Origin of the sequence: Vibrio cincinnatiensis (assembly GCF_022113815.1) — a bacterium.
Taxonomy (GTDB): Bacteria; Pseudomonadota; Gammaproteobacteria; order Enterobacterales; family Vibrionaceae; genus Vibrio; species Vibrio cincinnatiensis_A.
In genome coordinates this window covers 165,107-184,527 of sequence record NZ_SGOM01000007.1, presented here as the reverse complement: position 1 = coordinate 184,527, position 19,421 = coordinate 165,107, and the positions used below count along the sequence as shown (strand labels likewise).

17 protein-coding genes are annotated in these 19,421 nt (G+C 43.1%); 7 read left to right on the top strand and 10 right to left on the bottom strand.

Going from position 1 to position 19,421, the window contains the following annotated elements:
* Position 1: 1 nt before the first annotated feature.
* A complete protein-coding gene (rppH, locus tag EXA13_RS10870) occupies positions 2–520 on the bottom strand; it encodes an RNA pyrophosphohydrolase (RefSeq protein ID WP_238133196.1) in 519 nt (172 codons plus the stop codon).
* A 614-nt stretch (positions 521–1,134) separates the two neighbouring features.
* Between rppH and mutH the strand changes: the two genes are divergently transcribed.
* Entirely contained in the window at positions 1,135–1,809 is a 675-nt protein-coding gene (gene mutH / locus EXA13_RS10865) for a DNA mismatch repair endonuclease MutH (RefSeq protein ID WP_238133195.1), read from the top strand.
* A 161-nt stretch (positions 1,810–1,970) separates the two neighbouring features.
* On the top strand, positions 1,971–3,005 hold the full coding sequence (locus tag EXA13_RS10860; RefSeq protein ID WP_238133194.1) for an NADP(H)-dependent aldo-keto reductase: 1,035 nt from the start codon (positions 1,971–1,973) through the stop codon (positions 3,003–3,005).
* 51 nt (positions 3,006–3,056) lie between these two features.
* Here the strand turns inward: EXA13_RS10860 and vpsR are convergent, their stop codons facing one another.
* The 4 genes from vpsR to brnQ form a co-directional block, all read right to left on the bottom strand.
* Positions 3,057–4,388 (bottom strand): cyclic-di-GMP-binding transcriptional regulator VpsR, encoded by a 1,332-nt coding sequence (gene vpsR, locus EXA13_RS10855; RefSeq protein WP_238133193.1) that lies wholly within the window; start codon positions 4,386–4,388, stop codon positions 3,057–3,059.
* Positions 4,389–4,675: 287 nt separating this feature from the next.
* Positions 4,676–6,208 (bottom strand): lysine--tRNA ligase, encoded by a 1,533-nt coding sequence (gene lysS, locus EXA13_RS10850; RefSeq protein ID WP_238115648.1) that lies wholly within the window; start codon positions 6,206–6,208, stop codon positions 4,676–4,678.
* 33 nt (positions 6,209–6,241) lie between these two features.
* Positions 6,242–7,340, bottom strand: a protein-coding gene (gene prfB, locus EXA13_RS10845) for a peptide chain release factor 2 (RefSeq protein ID WP_238115647.1) whose coding sequence is annotated in 2 segments (ribosomal slippage) — positions 6,242–7,264 and positions 7,266–7,340 — 1,098 coding nt in all. Because the reading frame shifts where the segments join, the coding sequence is not laid out codon by codon here.
* A 198-nt stretch (positions 7,341–7,538) separates the two neighbouring features.
* Positions 7,539–8,855, bottom strand: a complete 1,317-nt coding sequence (gene brnQ / locus EXA13_RS10840) for a branched-chain amino acid transport system II carrier protein (protein WP_238133192.1) — start codon at positions 8,853–8,855, stop codon at positions 7,539–7,541.
* Positions 8,856–9,162: 307 nt separating this feature from the next.
* On the opposite strand from brnQ, the gene EXA13_RS10835 reads away from it, so the two are divergent.
* Both EXA13_RS10835 and srmB read left to right on the top strand, forming a co-directional pair.
* Positions 9,163–9,885: a tRNA1(Val) (adenine(37)-N6)-methyltransferase gene (locus EXA13_RS10835; RefSeq protein WP_238133234.1), complete on the top strand. Its 723-nt coding sequence runs from the start codon at positions 9,163–9,165 to the stop codon at positions 9,883–9,885.
* Positions 9,886–9,975: 90 nt separating this feature from the next.
* Positions 9,976–11,199 carry an ATP-dependent RNA helicase SrmB gene (gene srmB / locus EXA13_RS10830; RefSeq protein ID WP_238103175.1) on the top strand — a complete coding sequence of 408 codons (1,224 nt, stop codon included), beginning with the start codon at positions 9,976–9,978 and terminating at the stop codon, positions 11,197–11,199.
* Positions 11,200–11,325: 126 nt separating this feature from the next.
* Here srmB and prfC read toward each other — a convergent pair whose 3' ends face one another.
* The 5 genes from prfC to ubiT form a co-directional block, all read right to left on the bottom strand.
* Positions 11,326–12,915, bottom strand: coding sequence for a peptide chain release factor 3 (gene prfC / locus EXA13_RS10825; protein ID WP_238133191.1), 1,590 nt, complete (start codon positions 12,913–12,915; stop codon positions 11,326–11,328).
* A 162-nt stretch (positions 12,916–13,077) separates the two neighbouring features.
* Positions 13,078–13,527, bottom strand: a complete 450-nt coding sequence (gene rimI, locus EXA13_RS10820) for a ribosomal protein S18-alanine N-acetyltransferase (protein ID WP_238133190.1) — start codon at positions 13,525–13,527, stop codon at positions 13,078–13,080.
* Between the two features lie 4 nt (positions 13,528–13,531).
* Positions 13,532–13,933: a DNA polymerase III subunit psi gene (locus tag EXA13_RS10815; protein WP_238133189.1), complete on the bottom strand. Its 402-nt coding sequence runs from the start codon at positions 13,931–13,933 to the stop codon at positions 13,532–13,534.
* 70 nt (positions 13,934–14,003) lie between these two features.
* Positions 14,004–14,510 carry a GNAT family N-acetyltransferase gene (locus tag EXA13_RS10810; protein WP_238133188.1) on the bottom strand — a complete coding sequence of 169 codons (507 nt, stop codon included), beginning with the start codon at positions 14,508–14,510 and terminating at the stop codon, positions 14,004–14,006.
* On the bottom strand, positions 14,494–15,021 hold the full coding sequence (gene ubiT, locus EXA13_RS10805; RefSeq protein ID WP_238133187.1) for a ubiquinone anaerobic biosynthesis accessory factor UbiT: 528 nt from the start codon (positions 15,019–15,021) through the stop codon (positions 14,494–14,496). The genes EXA13_RS10810 and ubiT overlap by 17 nt, the downstream gene beginning before the upstream one ends.
* 260 nt (positions 15,022–15,281) lie before the next feature.
* Here ubiT and EXA13_RS10800 point away from each other — a divergent pair, with 260 nt between their 5' ends.
* The 3 genes from EXA13_RS10800 to EXA13_RS10790 all read left to right on the top strand — a co-directional run bounded on the left by EXA13_RS10800 (position 15,282) and on the right by EXA13_RS10790 (position 19,403).
* The gene (locus EXA13_RS10800) at positions 15,282–17,330 is read left to right on the top strand and encodes a putative bifunctional diguanylate cyclase/phosphodiesterase (protein WP_238133186.1); all 2,049 of its coding nucleotides are present in this window, start codon (positions 15,282–15,284) and stop codon (positions 17,328–17,330) included.
* Between the two features lie 163 nt (positions 17,331–17,493).
* Positions 17,494–18,507: a ubiquinone anaerobic biosynthesis protein UbiU gene (gene ubiU / locus EXA13_RS10795; RefSeq protein WP_238133185.1), complete on the top strand. Its 1,014-nt coding sequence runs from the start codon at positions 17,494–17,496 to the stop codon at positions 18,505–18,507.
* A gap of 17 nt (positions 18,508–18,524) precedes the next feature.
* A complete protein-coding gene (locus tag EXA13_RS10790) occupies positions 18,525–19,403 on the top strand; it encodes a U32 family peptidase (protein ID WP_238133184.1) in 879 nt (292 codons plus the stop codon).
* Positions 19,404–19,421: the final 18 nt, after the last annotated feature.

Here is a 19,421-nt window from a genome sequence, read left to right as displayed (position 1 = left end):
TTTATCCTCTTCGGTTTTTGCGCTTACCCTTTACTTTACGTTCTTTAAAAGGCATCGCTAATGAGGCAAACTCTTTCATCGCTCGTCGATAAACATCACGCTTAAAAGACACCACTTGCCTAACAGGGTACCAATAACTGACCCAGCGCCAACCATCAAACTCAGGGGTACTTCCACGTTGCATGTTGATTTTTGACTCATCACATTCAAGACGCAGTAAGAACCATTTCTGTTTTTGTCCAATACAGACGGGTTGAGAGTCCCATCGTACCAAGCGTTTTGGTAGTTTATATCTTAACCAATGACGACTGGTGGCGATAATTTTGACCTCTTTTTTGGTTAACCCAACCTCTTCGTAAAGCTCCCGAAACATTGCTTGCTCTGGAGACTCCCCCTCATCAATTCCACCTTGCGGAAATTGCCATGAGTGTTGTCCATATCGTTTCGCCCAGAATACCTGACCATGGTTGTTACAAATCACAATACCCACATTGAGTCGGTAACCATCGCCATCTATCACTGGCAAACCTCTAATAAAATCTTAATGGTGTTGATTTTTCCACATATCCCCAGCAGGAGCAAACGAACTCGTGTGATTCACTCGATATTTATGATTGAAGGAAGGTAAATCGGATAACTTTCATACAGAAAGGGAGTTATCAACAAAAGAATGAGAGATTGAGCACATTTATTCACGTTTTCTGTGAATAACCATGTGTAGAAGAAAGGGAACAAAAGAAAATGTCGTTTTTTTACCATTTTCCCCGAAAAGAATAAGAGAAAAAATAGGAAACAAATGAATTTAATATCAGCAAGTTACAATTAAACCCTTCACTCACCTCAGTAAAAACCATCGCCAAGATCCAAAAGAAAACAGCAATGCTTAAAGATCCACCAACTCTTCTGTTATCCACACAGATAAAGAGTAACTGGCGATAAAACGGGTTATTTTCTCAAAAACAGCGCCCTAAAACCCCTGTTTATTCATACATACTCGCCTGTTGTGTTTATTTTTTTGATTATGTTGTGGATAAAATAAGGTAAGGATCTTCTCTCTCTTTCAAGTCAAGCATCAGTAAGATCCTTCTTTGCACTTTTTTTGTTACACTCTTTCTTTTTCTCCCTTAAAGAACCATGAAGCCAGAACCCCAAAGTGAACAAGAATTACTCGATAGAGCCCAACAAATAGCAGGGTTAACCTTTGCTGAATTAGCTCAACAGGCCAACATGCCTGTCCCGATTGATCTTAAAAAAGACAAAGGTTGGGTTGGGCAATTATTAGAGTGGCATCTAGGGGCCTCTGCGGGCAGTAAACCTCAGCAAGATTTTGCCAAACTCGGCATTGAGTTAAAAAGTATTCCCATCAGCTACACAGGAAAACCCTTAGAAACAACTTTTGTCTGTGTTGCCCCTTTAACTGGTATCCAAGGGTTAACTTGGGAAAATAGCCATGTTCGACATAAGTTATCGCGTGTCTTATGGGTTCCTGTGCAAGGAGAACGGGAGATCCCTCTTCCTGAGCGACGAGTGGGTTCTCCATTAATTTGGAGCCCGTCAGAAGAAGAAGAAGCGCAGTTAAAAGCCGATTGGGAAGAATTAATGGAATTTATCGTCTTGGGTCAGGTATCACAAATCACAGCCAAGCATGGGGAAGTATTGCAAATTCGACCCAAAGCCGCGAATGGGCGCGTCAAAACCGAAGCTTATGGGGTAAATGGTCATCCCATTCGAACATTGCCGAGAGGGTTTTATTTGCGAACGCAGTTCACCGCTAAGTTGCTAGAGCGTTACTATGCTCTTCCAGGTTAACTCTCTCTGGTAATGCCTTTCTTACCCTATGTTACCTGCAAAAAGATAAGCATAAATTTTATTTTCATTATTGAGTGAGGTTCGCTTATAGTGAAATGCCTATCTCAAATCACTTACGTTGTACGAGAGCTATCGCTTTTCCACAGCAACAAGGAAGTACTATGCAATATACCAAACTGCCGCATTCCACCTTAGAAATCAGTAAAATCGGCTTAGGTACCATGACGTTTGGTGAACAAAATAGCCAAGCGGATGCTTTTCAACAATTAGATTATGCTCTAGAACGCGGGGTCAACTTTATTGATACCGCTGAAATGTACCCTGTACCACCTAATGCGAAAACACAAGGTAAAACCGAAGAATACATTGGTAACTGGATTGAAAAATCCGGTAAACGAGAAAAAATCGTACTCGCAACAAAAGTTGCTGGCCCTCGTAATGTTGGTTACATCCGAGATAAAATGGCTCTTGATCATCGAAATATTCATCAAGCAATCGATGATAGCTTACGTCGCTTAAAAACGGATTATATTGATCTTTACCAATTGCATTGGCCACAACGTCAAACCAATACCTTTGGCCAACTTAACTACCCGAATCCAGAAGCTCAGGAAGAAGTGACTCTGCTTGAAACATTAGAAGCACTCAATGATCTCGTTCGGATGGGTAAAGTTCGCTACATTGGTGTTTCAAATGAAACTCCTTGGGGGTTAATGACCTACCTACGCTTAGCAGAAAAACATGAACTGCCCCGAATGGTATCCATTCAAAACCCCTACAATCTACTTAACCGTAGCTTTGAAATCGGGCTTTCCGAAATTAGTCATTTTGAAGGCGTTAAATTGCTCGCATACTCCCCAATGGCCTTTGGAGTATTAAGTGGTAAATATTTGGAAGGCGCTCGCCCACAAGGCGCTCGTTGCTCTTTATTTGAACGCTTTCAACGCTACTTTACTGAGCAAGGCATTAAAGCGACTCAAGCTTATGTGAATCTCGCTCAAGAGTTTGGCTTAGATCCAGCACAGATGGCTTTAGCTTTCGTTAACCAAAAACCGTTTGTTGGCAGCACTATTATAGGAGCGACTCAGTTGCCTCAGCTAAAAAGTAATATTGATAGCCTAGAGATAACATTCACAGAAGAGCTACTCAATGAGATAGAGAAAATTGCAACACAATATTCAAACCCGTGCCCATAACCATCCAAATAAGAGCGAATCACCCACGATTCGCTCTGTTCTATTTTCTCGTTAAAAAATAAAATCGGTCATTAAATGGTGCTTATTCAGCAAACGATACATTGTTGCGCGAGAAATCCCTAACTCTTTAGCGGCATTAGACACCTGACCAGCATGGGATTCTAATACTTGCACTAACGCCTCGCGCTCTGAACGCTCTCGGATACTTTTTAACGTTCGTTTACTTTCAATACGCTTGGGCAGATCTAAATGACATTCATTAAGCATCACGGTGTCCGACATCAACACAACTCGCTTAATTTGGTTCATTAATTCTCGTACATTTCCCGGCCAATGGTAACGGGCAAGCAAGAGCAATGCTTCTTCAGAAAAACTACGCGCTTGTGCGTTATATTCTTTGGCATATTCTTTTAAAAAATGGTTTGCCAATAAGGCTACATCTCCCGCCCTGTCCTTTAAACTAGGCACCTGAATTCTTAATACATTAATGTAATGGTACAGTTCTTCATTAAAGTCACCATCAATCAACGCTTTTTCAATATCCATAGAGTGAGCAGCTAATATTCTCACATCTATTTGTTGAAGGCCTTGTGGCGTGCTCACTTTTCCCTCTTGTAAAAAGCGCAACAAGTTCCATTGCTGGTTCTTTGGCAGAGCAAGAATGTCATTGAGCAATAGCGTTCCGCCATGTGCTTGTAGAAGTAAAGAAGGCGTGGAAGCTTGGTTATCAATACCAAACAGTTCTTGTTCTAACCTTTTTTCAGACATCGCACGGCAATTAACGATAATAAATGGCTTTTGCGAGCGAGAAGAGGTTTTATGAATGGCTTTCGCTACCGTCTCTTTTCCAGCACCACTTTCTCCGGAGATCAAAATACTCACATCGGTGGGAGCTATGCGTTTAATTTGATCACGTAACCGTTTCATGGCCATCGATTCACCCAATAACCCCATATCCGTATGATTTCCGTAATCAGGCCAAACCTTTTTCTCTAACTGAAGCATTCCAAGTTGGTGACCGATCGTACTGAGTAGCTGAGTATCTGGAATGGGGGCGGTAAAAAAGTCGATACAGAAATTCACAATAAACTGGCAAATCGTATCTGAGCGAAGCTGCGACTCACGAATGAAAGCCAACCAACGAACTTGTTTATGACTACTCACTAAATTAGCCACACCATTTAAGCTAAACTCATCATGGCTAAGATCAACAATACCAATACAAGGGCCGATATCGGAAAACATCTGATCCGCTTTGCGCAGATCAGCACACTGCGTACATTTCCATCCAGCTTGCTCTAAAACTGATAACCACGGCTCGTAGGTGCCACCGACGACAATTAGCGAGCCGGGAACACAACCCATACGAAATTGAGTACCCATTAACTGGTTTCCTTATTAGTTTTTTATTTTTATATCGCGCTACATTGGCGCAGAATTTATCGTCGCTACCTTAGCGGTACTCTAAGGCAGAATCTGTATCACTTATAAGACTACACGATAAATCCCTATTCATCGGACCAATAAATAACAGAAGTTTGATCTTAACGAGGCCGTTTTTCTCAAAAAATAAAAATAAAGAGAATGCCATTCTCCTTTAAAGACTAATTACAGTACAAAGAAACAGAAAAACCGCCAAAAGGCGGTTTTTCTGATGCAGAGAGAACCGATTACTGCTGAGGTCTCATTGCTGGGAACAAGATAACATCACGAATAGTATGTGTATTGGTCAGTAGCATCACTAAACGGTCGATCCCGATACCTTGGCCTGCTGTTGGAGGCAAACCGTGCTCTAGCGCCGTAATATAGTCTGCATCATAGAACATCGCTTCATCATCACCCGACTCTTTCGCTTCAACTTGGGCTTTAAAGCGTGCGTCTTGGTCTTCCGCATCATTGAGCTCAGAGAAGCCATTCGCCACTTCACGGCCGCCAATAAAGAACTCAAAGCGATCAGTAAAGAATGGGTTATCATCACTACGACGTGCGAGTGGTGAAATATCCGCTGGGTAACCAGTAATGAAGGTTGGTTGCATCAACTTAGGTTCAGCAGTTTCACCAAAGATCTCTTCAAGAAGTTGACCACAAGTCCAGAACTCTTCCACTTCAACGTGAACCGATTTGGCAATCGACACCATAAGATCACGATTTTGTATATCTTCTTCTGTAAGCGCTTGGATTTGTGCATGATCCGGATTGTAGTGTTTGATCGCTTCAAACATGCTCATGCGCGCATATTTACCCCCAAACTCTACCGTTTCATCGCCATAAGGCATTGAGGTGGAGCCCAAAACTTCCAGCGCGATAGAGCTTAGAAGTTCTTCCGTGAAATCCATTAAGTCTTTGTAATCTGCATACGCCATATAGAATTCCATCATGGTAAATTCTGGGTTATGACGAGGAGAAAGCCCTTCATTACGGAAGTTACGGTTGATTTCAAATACACGATCAAAACCACCCACAACAAGACGTTTGAGGTAAAGCTCAGGCGCAATACGTAAGTACATTGGCATATCGAGTGCATTGTGATGAGTAATAAATGGACGCGCACTCGCACCACCAGGAATCACATGCATCATGGGGGTTTCAACTTCCATGAACTGTTTAGAAATCATGAAATTGCGAATGGCAGACATGACTTTAGAGCGGATCACAAATGCATTACGTGACTCTTCGTTCACGATCAAATCAACATAACGTTGACGATAACGCATCTCTTGGTCAGTCAAACCATGGAATTTTTCAGGTAATGGACGCAGTGCTTTCGTCAGAAGTTCGAACTCTTCCATATTTACGTAAAGATCGCCTTTACCTGATTTATGCAACGCACCTTTGACACCGATGATGTCACCGATATCTAATCCTTGGTATTTTTCTTTTAAAACCTGTTGCACGTCTTTTGAGGCATAAGCTTGAATACGGCCAGACGTTTCTTGAATTACCAAGAATGGACCACGTTTAGCCATGACACGTCCAGCAATCGCTACCACATGGTTCAGGGCTTCTAACTCTTCTTTGCTCTTTTCACCGAACTTCTCTTGCAGATCACCCGCCAAGCTGTCACGACGGAAGTCATTGGGGTGACCATTCGCCTTACAGCCCTTACGGATGTGCTCTAACTTACTACGACGCTCTGCAATCAGTTTATTTTCTTCTTGCGCGATTTGTTGTTGATTCGCTTCGTTTTGAACAGCATCAGTCATTTTGCATGTACCCTGTTTTTGTCGGTAAAAAGCTTATAGGCCTGATTTCAGGCTAGCTTCAATAAATTTATCTAGATCACCATCTAGAACCGCTTGCGTATTGCGATTTTCAACGCCAGTACGTAAATCTTTGATTCGAGAATCATCTAATACATAAGAGCGAATTTGGCTTCCCCAGCCGATATCCGATTTGGCATCTTCATTGGCTTGCTTTTCGGCATTCTGCTTTTGCAGCTCAAGTTCGAATAACTTGGCGCGCAGCTGTTTCATTGCCTGATCTTTGTTTTTGTGTTGAGAACGGTCATTTTGACACTGCACCACAGTATTGGTTGGGATATGGGTAATACGAACCGCAGATTCAGTGGTGTTAACGTGCTGACCACCCGCACCAGATGCACGATAGACATCAATACGGAGGTCTGCGGGATTAATATCAACCGCAATGTTCTCATCAATTTCTGGGTAAACAAACGCAGAAGCAAATGAAGTATGGCGACGACCACCTGAATCGAAAGGAGATTTACGTACTAAGCGGTGAACACCAGTTTCTGTACGTAGCCAACCATACGCATAGTCTCCGATAATACGCACAGTCGCCGATTTAAGTCCAGCAACATCGCCTTCCGATACCTCGATCACTTCCGTTTTAAAGCCTTTATCATCCGCCCAGCGCAAATACATGCGCAGCAACATCGATGTCCAATCTTGTGCTTCTGTACCACCAGACCCAGCTTGTAAGTCGATATAACAGTCTGAAGAATCATGATCACCAGCAAACATACGGCGAAACTCTAATTGTTCAAGTTTACTTTCAAGTTCGCTCAGCTCGGGCTCAATTTCATCAAACGTTTCTTGATCATCAGCCTCAATAGCTAATTCAAGCAAACCTTCAACATCATCGACACCTTGTTCTAATTGATCGATCGTTTCAACCACCGCTTGTAGAGATGAACGTTCTTTCCCCAAAGCTTGTGCTCGCTCAGGTTCGTTCCAGACATCCGGTTGTTCTAATTCAGCATTGACTTCTTCTAGACGCTCTTTCTTCGCATCGTAGTCAAAGATACCCCCTCAGGATTGTTGTGCGTTGTAACACATCCTGAATACGGTTTTTTATAGGATTGATTTCAAACATGTTGATTTTTGGCTTTATGAATAGAATTTAACCGAAGAATTCTACTGAAAAATGTGACGAAGATACAGGGAAAAATGGGGAAACGTATCGCCTTATCAGCGCTCATCGTTCTCCATTCCCTCTAAGCGTGATTCTTTCCTCTATAAAAAAGGCGGATGAAGTTCATCATCCGCCGATTAAGGTGTTTAATATACTTGATTATGCAGCGCTTTCATGAGGCGATTCACTCCGCACTCTTCCTGCTACAAAAAACATACAGATGAGGGCTGAAAATGAAGGTAAAACCCAGCCCATGCCAACATCAAATAAAGGCAACATATCAAACATAGACATATCAAAACCGAGAATTTTTGCAGCATCAATCAAGGCAAATGAGAAAGCCACCAACGTCACCACACGAAAAGCGGTTTGAGGATTCGGCATTTTATGGCGAACAAAAGCCAGTACCACTAAAGCGATAGCAACTGGATACAAGGCGACTAAAACAGGAATGGATAAATCAATTAATTGATTTAAGCCAACATTGGCAACCGTGGCACAAGCCACCCCATTGATGATAACCCAAACACGATATGGGAGCGGGGTTAAAGAGTTGAAATACTCAGAACACGCGGAAATCAAACCAATCGCCGTGGTTAAACAAGCCAACAATACAATCGTCGACAGAACCATTTGCCCATAAGGGCCAAATAGCGCTTGGACGTACTGACTTAGAATAAACCCACCATTATCGGCCCCACCAGCAATTGCTGAGCTGGTGGCACCAAGATAGAACAAAGAGATATACACAGAAGCTAAGCCAAAGGCTGCAATAAAGGCAGAGCTAATCAGGTATTTGGTTGTGGCTCGCTGTTCGGTAATCCCTTTAGCGCGTAAGCCATCCACGATCAACATGCCAAACATTAATGCGGCCAAGGTATCCATGGTGTTATAACCTTCCAGAAAACCCTTGGTAAATGGCTGTTTCGCATAGGGTCCAGTCGCCGCCATCCATTCTCCTTGTGGATCAAGAAAAACGCCGATGGCTAAGATAATCAAGCCAACAAAGAGTGCTGGTGTTAACATTTTGCCAATGAGATCAATCAAACGGCCCTGCGACCAAGAGAAAAACATGGCCACCACAAAGAAAAGGATAGAAAATATCGAGAGATGCAGTTGTGATGTCTCAGCAAATAATGGACTTACCGCCATTTCATAAGCCACTAACCCTGTCCGAGGCGCAGCAAAAGCAGGGCCAATGATGATAAAAATCAGTACTGCAATGAGAGTGGCGATCTTAGCTGGCAAGTCTTTTGTTAAATGATTCCAACTACCTCCAGCAATCGCAACAGCAATAATAGCAACCAGCGGTAAACCAACGGCCGTCAAGAGGAAACCACTCATTGCTGATAGTAAATTCACCCCGGCTAATTGGCCCGCCAATGGCGGAAAGATAATATTCCCAGCGCCCAGAAAGAACGCAAAAAGCATAAAGCCTAACGCGGCAATATCTGTTAATTTTAACGTCTGTTTCACAGATAACCCTTAAATTATTAATGTAATAAATGTTGTGTATGCATCGAAAGGGAAGTCAGGCTTCCTCTCACTTGTAAGGGTCGAATAATGACGAACCTATTGACTTTTCGCAATAGCTAAGCAAAAAACACCATATTAATTTATCAATTGAACTAAAAAGCAGTGAATTACACTATTTGTTAAAAATAATACAGAATCATATATCAACAAAAAACCATTACAAACGGCCAACAGATAGAACAAAACACCAAACAAAATTACAACAACAGATAAAATTACCTAATAATTAATATATGGCGATATTTTCATAAAAAGTGAATCAATGAAAAGTAAGCAATTCAAATTTAAACAGTTTTCGATTGATGGGAAACAGTGCGGAATGCCCGTCAGTACCGATGGCGTACTACTTGGTGCATGGGCATTTACTCAGCCTCCAAAACGAATTCTTGACATAGGCAGTGGTACTGGCTTGTTGTCTTTGATGTGTGCACAACGTTTTACTCAAGCGCATATTTACGCTGTCGATATTGAACCAATGGCCTTTAGCACGACCACTCATAATGTGGCAACGTCACCATGGCAGGAACGTATTGAGGTTCAGCAGCAAGATATTCTTACCTATTCATATACTACACGTTTCGACGGTATCATCTGTAACCCGCCTTACTTTACCAGTGGAGAGATGGCTCACTCTTATCAACGAGCACTCGCCAGACACACCCAAACATTAACCCACCCAAACTTAATTCAGCGTTTGAGCGATCTTTTAACCGATGAAGGACGAGCTTGCTTTATTTTGCCCATCCAAGAAGGAGAGGCATTTATTCAGTTAGCCCAACAACACGGTTGGCATCTACAACGATTATGTGAAGTCCGCCCTTCTTCTTCAAAACAAGCTCATCGATTACTGTTTGAACTGGGCACAGAAATGAATGAAGTTGAACAGAGTCAGCTGACTATTCATACTCAAAATGGGTATAGTGAAGACTTTATTGCCCTTACTCGAGATTTTTATCTTAAGATGAAGTAATTAAAGATGTGATCTGAGTAAGGATCCAACTATAATGTGCGCCCTCTATTTTAGACTATTCAGCCCCCAGCCTTGCGGAGTAACCTCACTGTGACTAAAACCTTTGCTGACTTAGAACTGGATGACAATCTTCTTGAAGCCATTGAAGAAATGGGCTTTCAACGCCCGACTCAAGTTCAAGAGGAAGCGATTCCCCATGCACTGGACGGTAGAGATATTCTTGCCTCTGCACCAACAGGTACAGGCAAAACCGCAGCCTTTGTCATTCCTGCTCTACAATATTTACAAGATTTTCCTCGTAAAAAAGGGGGGCCAGCACGAGTCTTAATTCTCACCCCGACTCGTGAGTTAGCCATGCAGATCACCGAACAAGCACGTGAACTGGCCAAGCATACTCATCTGAATATTTTTACCATTACCGGTGGTGTGCAATACCAAGAGCATGCAGAGATCCTTGCGACCACTCAAGATATCGTGGTAGCGACCCCTGGCCGCTTATTGGAATACATAGAAGCGGAACGGTTCGATTGCCGAGCGATCGAATGGCTGGTACTCGATGAAGCGGATCGTATGTTAGATATGGGTTTTGGCCCAGTAGTTGATCGCCTTGCCTCTGAGTGTCGCTGGCGCAAACAAACTTTGCTTTTCTCAGCCACATTAGAAGGACGTGGCGTTGAAGGATTTACTGCCGATCTTCTGACTAACCCAGCAGAAGTGAATGCAGAACCCCCTCGCCGTGAACGGAAAAAAATTGCTCAGTGGTATCACCGTGCCGACGATATGGCCCATAAACTTGAACTGCTTAAAGTGATCCTCACTCAGCAGTCTGAACGTGCTATCGTCTTCTTAAAAACTCGTGAGCGGTTAGCAGAACTGCGTACCGAGCTAGAGCGAGCACAAATAGCTTGTGCTTGGATTCAAGGTGAAATGCCACAAGATCGCCGCAATAATGCGATTACTCGTTTTCGTGAAGGCGACGTCAATGTACTGCTAGCCACCGATGTCGCCGCGCGAGGTATTGATGTTCCTGATATTAGCCATGTGATTAACTTTGACCTGCCACGCAGTGCGGATGTGTATTTACACCGCATCGGTAGAACGGCGCGAGCGGGTAAAAAAGGCAATGCCATCTCTTTGGTCGAAGCACACGATCAACTCATGATGGATCGCGTTGCTCGTTACGTCAAAGAAGAGATCAAAGAACGCTTTATTGATGGGTTACGCCCTAAACACAAAAAACCGACCTTCAAGAAAAAGAAAAAAGATGAGAAAAAGAAAGTCGTCGTGAAGAAGAAAGCGAAAAAGAAAAAGTAAGCCTGCATACTCGATAGCAAAAAGCCGATGAGACATTCATCGGCTTTTTATTGCTTCGTACAATACATTTTCCTAAAGAGGGATTGCTGAGCATCGGTATTCCAGTGTCATACTGGAAAGCAAAGATTAATGCTCTCGAGTGGCTCGGAAAACAATCTCCGGTGCACGTTCTTGCGCTAGGTTCAAGTTAACCATTGTTGGCGCAATATACGCGAGGTTATCTCCCCCATCTAAAGCTAAGTTGCTTTGGTTCTTACGTTTAAACTCTTCCAGCTTCTTCGCATCGTCACACTCAACCCAACGAGCAGTTGCAACATTCACCCCTTCATAAATCGCTTCAACGTTATATTCCGATTTCAAACGAGCCACTACAACATCAAACTGTAAGACACCGACCGCGCCTACAATCAAATCATTATTTTGCAGTGGACGAAAAACCTGTACCGCTCCTTCTTCAGAAAGTTGTACCAAGCCTTTGAGCAGTTGTTTCTGCTTAAGTGGATCTTTTAAGCGAATACGACGGAATAACTCAGGAGCGAAATTAGGAATCCCCGAAAATTTCAAAGCCTCACCTTGAGTAAAGGTATCACCAATTTGAATAGTTCCGTGGTTATGTAACCCGATAATATCACCCGCAAAAGCTTCCTCTGCACGTGAACGGTCCCCCGCCATAAAGGTTACCGCATCAGAAATACTAACTTGTTTGCCTAAGCGAACGTGATTCATCTTCATGCCTTGCTTATATGTGCCAGACACCACTCGCATAAAGGCAATGCGGTCACGGTGTTTCGGGTCCATATTGGCCTGAATTTTAAACACAAAGCCTGAGAATTTATCTTCTGTCGCTTCCACAACACGCTCATTGGCTTGGCGAGGTAGAGGAGAAGGTGCCCACTCGGTTAAACCATCGAGCATATGATCCACACCAAAGTTCCCCAATGCCGTACCAAAGAAAACCGGTGTTAAGTCACCACTCAAAAAAAGCTCTCGATCAAACTCGTTCGATGCACCAACGACCAATTCCAATTCATCACGCAATTGTTGAGCTAATTCTTTACCCACTTGGCTATCTAGCTCTGGGTTATTAAGCCCAGCGACAATGCGTATTTCTTGAATGGTATGGCCTTGACCGGTGCTATAGAGGATCGTTTCATCTCGGTGAATATGATACACACCTTTAAACTCTTTACCGCAGCCGATTGGCCAAGTCACTGGAGCACAGGCGATATTTAGCTCATTCTCAACCTCGTCCAACAGTTCCATTGGATCACGAATATCGCGGTCAAGCTTGTTCATAAAGGTAATGATCGGCGTATCACGCAAGCGAGTCACTTCCATGAGTTTTCGTGTCCGATCCTCAACCCCTTTTGCCGCATCAATGACCATCAAACATGAGTCAACCGCCGTCAAAGTACGATAAGTATCTTCCGAGAAATCTTCGTGTCCAGGAGTATCAAGTAAGTTCACCAATGCATCACGGTAAGGAAACTGCATCACCGAGGTGGTCACGGAGATTCCCCGCTCTTTTTCCATTTCCATCCAGTCTGATTTTGCATGTTGCGCAGAACCACGGCCTTTCACCGTTCCCGCTTTTTGAATCGCATTTCCAAACAACAACACTTTTTCGGTAATGGTGGTTTTACCCGCATCTGGGTGCGAGATAATGGCAAAAGTTCGACGCTTAGACACTTCGCCAATAAAAGGAGTATTAGACATGCAAGAAATCTTCTTTTTTGGGGTAACTAGCATCGGGTCACCAATACTAGTCTTTTGGTTCAAATTACCGGATATTCTCGCTGATCTTAACGATGGGAGCAACTAAACACATCGAGTTTTAACGGCTGATTATCCAATAGATAAATGGATGGGAGGAATCCATTAAGCAAAGAAAAAGTAACTCATGATAATGGCATCTTCTTTTCCTTGCGCCGTCGGATAATAATTAAATCGTCGATCGATTTCATTAAACCCCAATTGCTGATACAGATGAAAGGCTCGCTGATTACTTTCTCTCACTTCTAGCCAAGCACTTTCAGCTTTCTCTTGCTCGCATTGCGCCAAAAAGTGTTGAGCCAGCTGCTTCCCGTATCCTTTCCCTTGTTCATTCGGCGAAATCGCAATATTAAGCAAGGTGACTTCTCCAACAATATTTTGCGCATAGTAATAGCCCACTAACCGGTCGTTAACCATCATGACCTGATGGCAAGCTCCTCGGCTAGTGACATCATCAATCATGTTTTTCGACCAAGGATGAGAATGCGCGTGTTGTTCAATATGCCAAACAGCTGGCAAATGCACCGCAGAAAGAGGGAAAAACTGGATAGTCATAGGATTATTGTGATCCATAAGAGCAAATTTGCTGCCAGAGATCTCGACGATAGTGTGTATCGTTTTTGATCGCGCTTAATAACGGAGTTTGAAGTAAGTTCGCTTGAGTATGGATAGACACCTCACAGCCCGCATACCAAATCCACGCCAAAGAGGAGAGATCCAACTGCGCGACTTGCTCAGGGGCAACGTGCTTGGCTTGATCTAAAGTCACATTAAAGGACTTTAGTACTTTCTCTAACCACGAAATCTCTTGCTCTGAAGGGAAAGTGGGGGTGATCAATAATAAACGGCACGCAGGATCAAGCGGTATTAATTGAGATTGATATCCCGCTAATCGCTGCGGATGAATCAACTGCCAACTTTGAATACCCATTGCTTGTAAATACTGCTGTTGATCAACCATGATGCTCTACTTCACTCAAGTGTGGGCGCATGCTAACAAATATTATCAAGTCAGCTCAAGAAACTTGTGCTTACATGATTTGAGAAAACTCATCGCAATACTCGATAAGCCCTTGGCGATCCTTAAATGCGTCATCCCATAGTGCGACGACCTGAAACGCGAACTCGGCTTCAGGCCATGGGCAGTGAAATCCATGTTGTTTGGCCACGCTAAAACCGAAGCGTTGATAGTAGTCAGGATCCCCCAGAACCACGCAAGCAGGATACCCCAGCTCTCCCAGAGAGGTTAATCCCTCATTGACCAATTGAGCCCCAATACCTTGACTCCGATATTTAGCTTCAACCGCTAAAGGGGCTAAACCTTGCCAATTAAGATCATCTCCCTCTAAAGTTACTGGACTAAATAAAGCGTAACCGACCACATCACCGTCATCATTACAAGCCACCAGCGACAGTGTTCGGCGGCCATTCTCTCGTAACGCCATCACTAAATGCGCTTCTTGCTCAGTATCAAATACCGATTTTAGTAAACGATCAACGGCCAAAATATCCGCAGGAGCCTCAGTTCGAATAAGCATTTTCGACCTCATTATGTGTGTTCGGCATTTGCATGCCTTTATGCACAAAATCAGCCAATTGTTGAAGTAAAATTTGTAAAGCTTGAGGTAATTGTTGTAAATCCACACTATCCATCAAATTTTTGACTTCTAACCCTAACTCCGTGTCACCTTCAATGGATAAACGGCGTTGGAAAAATAGTGTATCGGGATCTTCTTTACGTCCAGCAATTAAGATTAAATCATTAAGGTTGCCACTGAAGCTAACATCTTCTTGTTGCGGTACATCGGCAACCAACAAACGATCTTGCTGATAACTGATGTACCAATGTAAATCGAGATCGCGGATTTCCACTTTTAGCCATTTATCGTTCAAAAACTCAAAGTCACCGTCAACCAGAGCTTCATGGAATACCATTTTTAGCCCATCAAGTAAGACTTTTTTTTGTACAGACTTCGGCAATAAATGGATTGGAGATCGCAAAATTGATGCTGCATTTTGAACGAGTTGAGTTCGAATCTTGTTTATCACGCGTGTTATCCGTTACCTTAGAATCATAGCGCGTTATCATAATAGATCGGCCGCGTCGCGTACCTGTTATGCATCAAAGAAAGGGAATTTTCTAGATGTCTACCATGACACCTATCGCGATTAAGCTTGGCGAAGCATTATTAACCAGAGGTTTTTTATGACACTTTCCAACCTCTTGAATCAAAGTTATAGTTGATAAAAATTAGACGAGTTAATCACGTTGTGAATAATATAGATTTTATAGGGTTGGTCGCCTCTTAATGCCCACTCAACATTTACCCTATTGGTTTAGTAAAATAACGGCACATAGCCCTGTTTGGATCGCTATTTTTGATCGCCAATATCGATATGTATTAGTGAATGAACGCTATGCTGAACTCAGTGGTCTGACTACCTTTGAAATGGTAGGAATGGATGACAAACACATTTTTAGTGAAGAACTGTACCAGCAGCTTAAACCTTATTATGAACGCGCTTTTCAGGGGGAAATCGTAGAAGCCGAGCTCGAAGTTAACTGGCTTGGGCTGGCCACTCAACTGCATATTTCACTTTCACCCATTTTTCATGAAAAGCACCCCGACTACATTATTTTTCAAGCCGTTGATGAATCTGAAAAACATACACTGCAATCTGCGTTAGAAGAAGCAGAACAAAAATTTTGCGCCCTTAGCCAATTGCTCCCACACGGGGTACTGCTGGTTGAAGATGACTACATATTGTCGGCTAATTCATCAGCAGCCCAGTTATTAGGGTATAGCGGAAACCAAAACTTACTCGGTGAATCACTTTCTCAGCTCTTTATCGATGAACTGACTCAGCAACCCTTTGAATTCCCTGTTACCGATAGGTTAATCCAAGACTCCCTGTTTTGTTTAACGGGTCCACGTTGTGGCATAGCCCGCCGAATTCAACTCAGTGCCACCCCAACGACGCTGTTTCGCCTACCAGCACACATTGTACTGCTACAAGATGCTACGCAAACATTGAGCAGTCACTCGGCGAACACCCACAACCATACTCATATTGACCAACTGACCGGAGTTAATAACCGTTTAGGATTCACCCAACGTCTCGACCATTTTATTGATAACCAAATTCCACTGGTGATGCTCTATCTAGATATTGATAACTTTAAAAATATCAATGATTCATTAGGACACCACATTGGAGATAAGGTGATTAAAGAAGTCTCAACACGCCTGAAACGCTTACTGCCCCCTCAAGCCGTATTAGGCCATTTAGGCGGTGATGAATTTGGCCTAATCATTCCAGAGCCAGAACACGCCCAAATTGGAGAAAAGTTAGCCGATCGCATTATCACACTCATTAATCAGCCTTTTGATCTTCACCATTTTAGTAAACGTCTGGCTTGCTCCATCGGTTGTGTGCAATTTCCAGGAGATGGCAATAACGCAAGAGTCTTGTTGCAAAATGCAGATACGGCCATGTATGAAGCAAAAGATCGCGGTCGTAATCGCTGGATCACCTTCAATAATCAGATGAACAAAGAAGCACGAATGCGCTTATGGCTAGAAATTGAACTACAAAAAGCCCTGCAACAAAACGGCCTTGAAGTATGGTATCAACCAAAAGTTAATGCGCGTGATTTCAGTATCAATGGAGCAGAAGCTCTTGTTCGCTGGAAACACCCAATTGAAGGTTACATCAGCCCTGGTGCATTTATTCCTGTGGCTGAAAAAGCCGGATTAATTGAACATTTAGGACGGGTTGTCATACGGGAAGTTTTTGTCACCGTCAAACGCTGGCAGCAACAAAATATTTTACCCGGAAAAGTCGCGATTAATATTTCTCCAGAACAGTTTGGTAATGCACAATTAATCCAACATCTTGAGAAATTACTTCAAAAAACAGGAGTTGACCCAAGCTGCATTACGTTTGAACTCACCGAAAGTGCGGTAATGAGTGACAGTACACATACGCTGCAAATGTTAAATGCTATCAAAAAACTAGGCTTTTCCCTGTCTATTGATGACTTTGGCACCGGCTATTCATCATTGGCTTATTTAGCCCGTTTTCCCATTGATGAGTTAAAGATAGATCGCACCTTTATTACAGATATTGATACCCTCCCCAAACAAGTGACCGTGATTGAAAGCATCATAAAATTAGGTAAATCACTCAACCTCAGCGTGGTTGCTGAAGGGGTAGAAACTCAGCAACAAGCAACGCTGCTCTCTCATCTTCACTGCCATACCATTCAAGGATTTCATTTTTACCGCCCTCAACCTAAACATGAAGTTGAAGAACTTTTTGCTCAACATCGACGCACACCTCTGAGTATTGAATAGCGAGCAATCAAGGATAAAGTGACAGACTAAATTCGAGGCTTCGCACAATAAGCCTTTATAGGTAAATGGCCATTGAATGAGTGAAACCTGCCTTATATCAAGGAGATTACACACGACAATTTCTAAAATACAAAAACTTTTCCTTTAAAAACAGTAATGAGCAATGGAACTACTCTGCCCCGCAGGTAATTTACCTGCCCTGAAAACCGCCATCGATTGTGGCGCAGACGCGGTTTACATCGGTTTTAAAGATGACACCAATGCCCGTCACTTTGCGGGTTTAAACTTTACAGGTAAGAAACTAGAAAAAGCGATCGACTATGTGCATGATCGAAACAAAAAGCTGCATGTTGCATTAAACACATTTGCTCACCCTGATGGTTTCCAACGTTGGACACAAGCGGTGGATCAGGCAGCAGCTTTGGGGGTAGATGCTCTCATTATTGCCGATATTGCTATTCTTGATTATGCCGCAAAGCACTATCCAAACCTTGAATTACACCTCTCAGTACAAGCTTCAGCAACCAATGTTAAAGCCATTGAATTTTATCTGAAAAATTTTAACGTGAAGCGCGTTGTCTTGCCTCGTGTTCTGTCTATTCATCAAGTCAAACAGCTCTCACGCAATATTCCACAAGGCGTTGAATTAGAAGTCTTTGCTTTTGGTAGTTTATGCATTATGTCGGAAGGTCGCTGCTACCTCTCTTCCTATATGACAGGGGAATCGCCCAATACGGTCGGTGCTTGCTCTCCCGCTAAATATGTACGTTGGCAAGAGACAGAACAAGGGTTGGAATCTCGCCTAAATGATGTATTGATTGATCGCTATGCGTATGGTGAAAATGCAGGTTACCCCACACTATGTAAAGGCCGCTTTATCGCGGAACTTGAGGGTGAACAAAAACGCTACCATGCGTTGGAAGAACCAACGAGCTTAAATACGTTATCGATGCTGCCTGAGCTGTTTGCTGCCAATGTCGCATCAGTAAAAATAGAAGGACGCCAACGCAGCCCTGCCTATGTTGAGCAAGTAACCCGAACATGGCGAGCGGCGATCGATAACTACCTTGCCAATCCAGAACAATATCAAGTGAAACCCGCCTGGAATGCCAGCCTCGCTAATGTCTCTGAAGGTACTCAAACCACTCTCGGCGCTTACCATCGTAAATGGCAATAATAAACAGGGAGAAAACCATGAAATACGCGTTAGGCCCTCTACTGTACTTTTGGCCCAAAAACGAGGTAGAAGAATTTTATCAGCAAGCCTGTGAAAGCTCAGCTGACATTATTTATTTAGGGGAAACCGTCTGCTCTAAACGTCGAGAGCTCAAAGCCGCGGATTGGTTTGACTTAGCAAAACAGCTTACCGCACAAGGTAAGGAAGTTGTGCTTTCAACCATGGCTTTGTTAGAAGCTCCGAGCGAAATTAATGTAATGAAAAAGTACATTGATAATGGTGAGTTTACACTGGAAGCGAACGATGTTTCTGCGATTCAAATGGCGCATGAACAAAGGCTTCCTTTTGTCGTTGGGCCTGCCGTCAATTGTTACAATGCACAAACCCTCAAGCTTTTTCTCCAACAAGGAATGATACGCTGGTGTATGCCAGTTGAGCTTTCTCGCCAATGGCTCATCAACGTATTTGAACAGTGTGAGGCATTAAATATTAAAGAGAAATTTGCGATAGAAGTGTTTGCTCACGGCTATTTACCTCTGGCTTATTCTGCTCGCTGCTTTACGGCTCGCGCTGAAAACAAAGCCAAAGATGAATGCGAAACCTGCTGCATTCGTTACCCCACAGGAATCCAAGTACAGAGCCAAGAAGGGCAATCCGTCTTTAATTTGAATGGTATTCAGACCCAATCAGGCTACTGTTATAACTTAGTGAATGATTTACCCAGCATGGAAGGATTGGTTGACGTAGTTCGTTTAAGCCCTCTCGGCGTTGAAACCTTTGATCATCTTCAGCGTTTTAAAGCCAATGAACGAGGCAAACAGCCGCAGCCTCTTAGCAACCATCAATGCAACGGTTACTGGCATCAAATTGAGGGGTTAGCCTTAGTCAATGGTTAAAAACAAAGGCGGCATCTG

Bases quoted from the DNA above. Each gene is read 5' to 3' on its own strand.
- EXA13_RS10810 (WP_238133188.1), bottom strand. From the start codon at position 14,510: ATGCTTATTCGAACTGAGGCTCCTGCGGATATTTTGGCCGTTGATCGT.
- EXA13_RS10860 (WP_238133194.1), top strand. From the start codon at position 1,971: ATGCAATATACCAAACTGCCGCATTCCACCTTAGAAATCAGTAAAATC.
- lysS (WP_238115648.1), bottom strand. From the start codon at position 6,208: ATGACTGATGCTGTTCAAAACGAAGCGAATCAACAACAAATCGCGCAA.
- ubiU (WP_238133185.1), top strand. From the start codon at position 17,494: ATGGAACTACTCTGCCCCGCAGGTAATTTACCTGCCCTGAAAACCGCC.
- mutH (WP_238133195.1), top strand. From the start codon at position 1,135: ATGAAGCCAGAACCCCAAAGTGAACAAGAATTACTCGATAGAGCCCAA.
- EXA13_RS10790 (WP_238133184.1), top strand. From the start codon at position 18,525: ATGAAATACGCGTTAGGCCCTCTACTGTACTTTTGGCCCAAAAACGAG.
- EXA13_RS10815 (WP_238133189.1), bottom strand. From the start codon at position 13,933: ATGGTTGATCAACAGCAGTATTTACAAGCAATGGGTATTCAAAGTTGG.
- prfC (WP_238133191.1), bottom strand. From the start codon at position 12,915: ATGTCTAATACTCCTTTTATTGGCGAAGTGTCTAAGCGTCGAACTTTT.
- vpsR (WP_238133193.1), bottom strand. From the start codon at position 4,388: ATGGGTACTCAATTTCGTATGGGTTGTGTTCCCGGCTCGCTAATTGTC.
- rimI (WP_238133190.1), bottom strand. From the start codon at position 13,527: ATGACTATCCAGTTTTTCCCTCTTTCTGCGGTGCATTTGCCAGCTGTT.
- EXA13_RS10800 (WP_238133186.1), top strand. From the start codon at position 15,282: ATGCCCACTCAACATTTACCCTATTGGTTTAGTAAAATAACGGCACAT.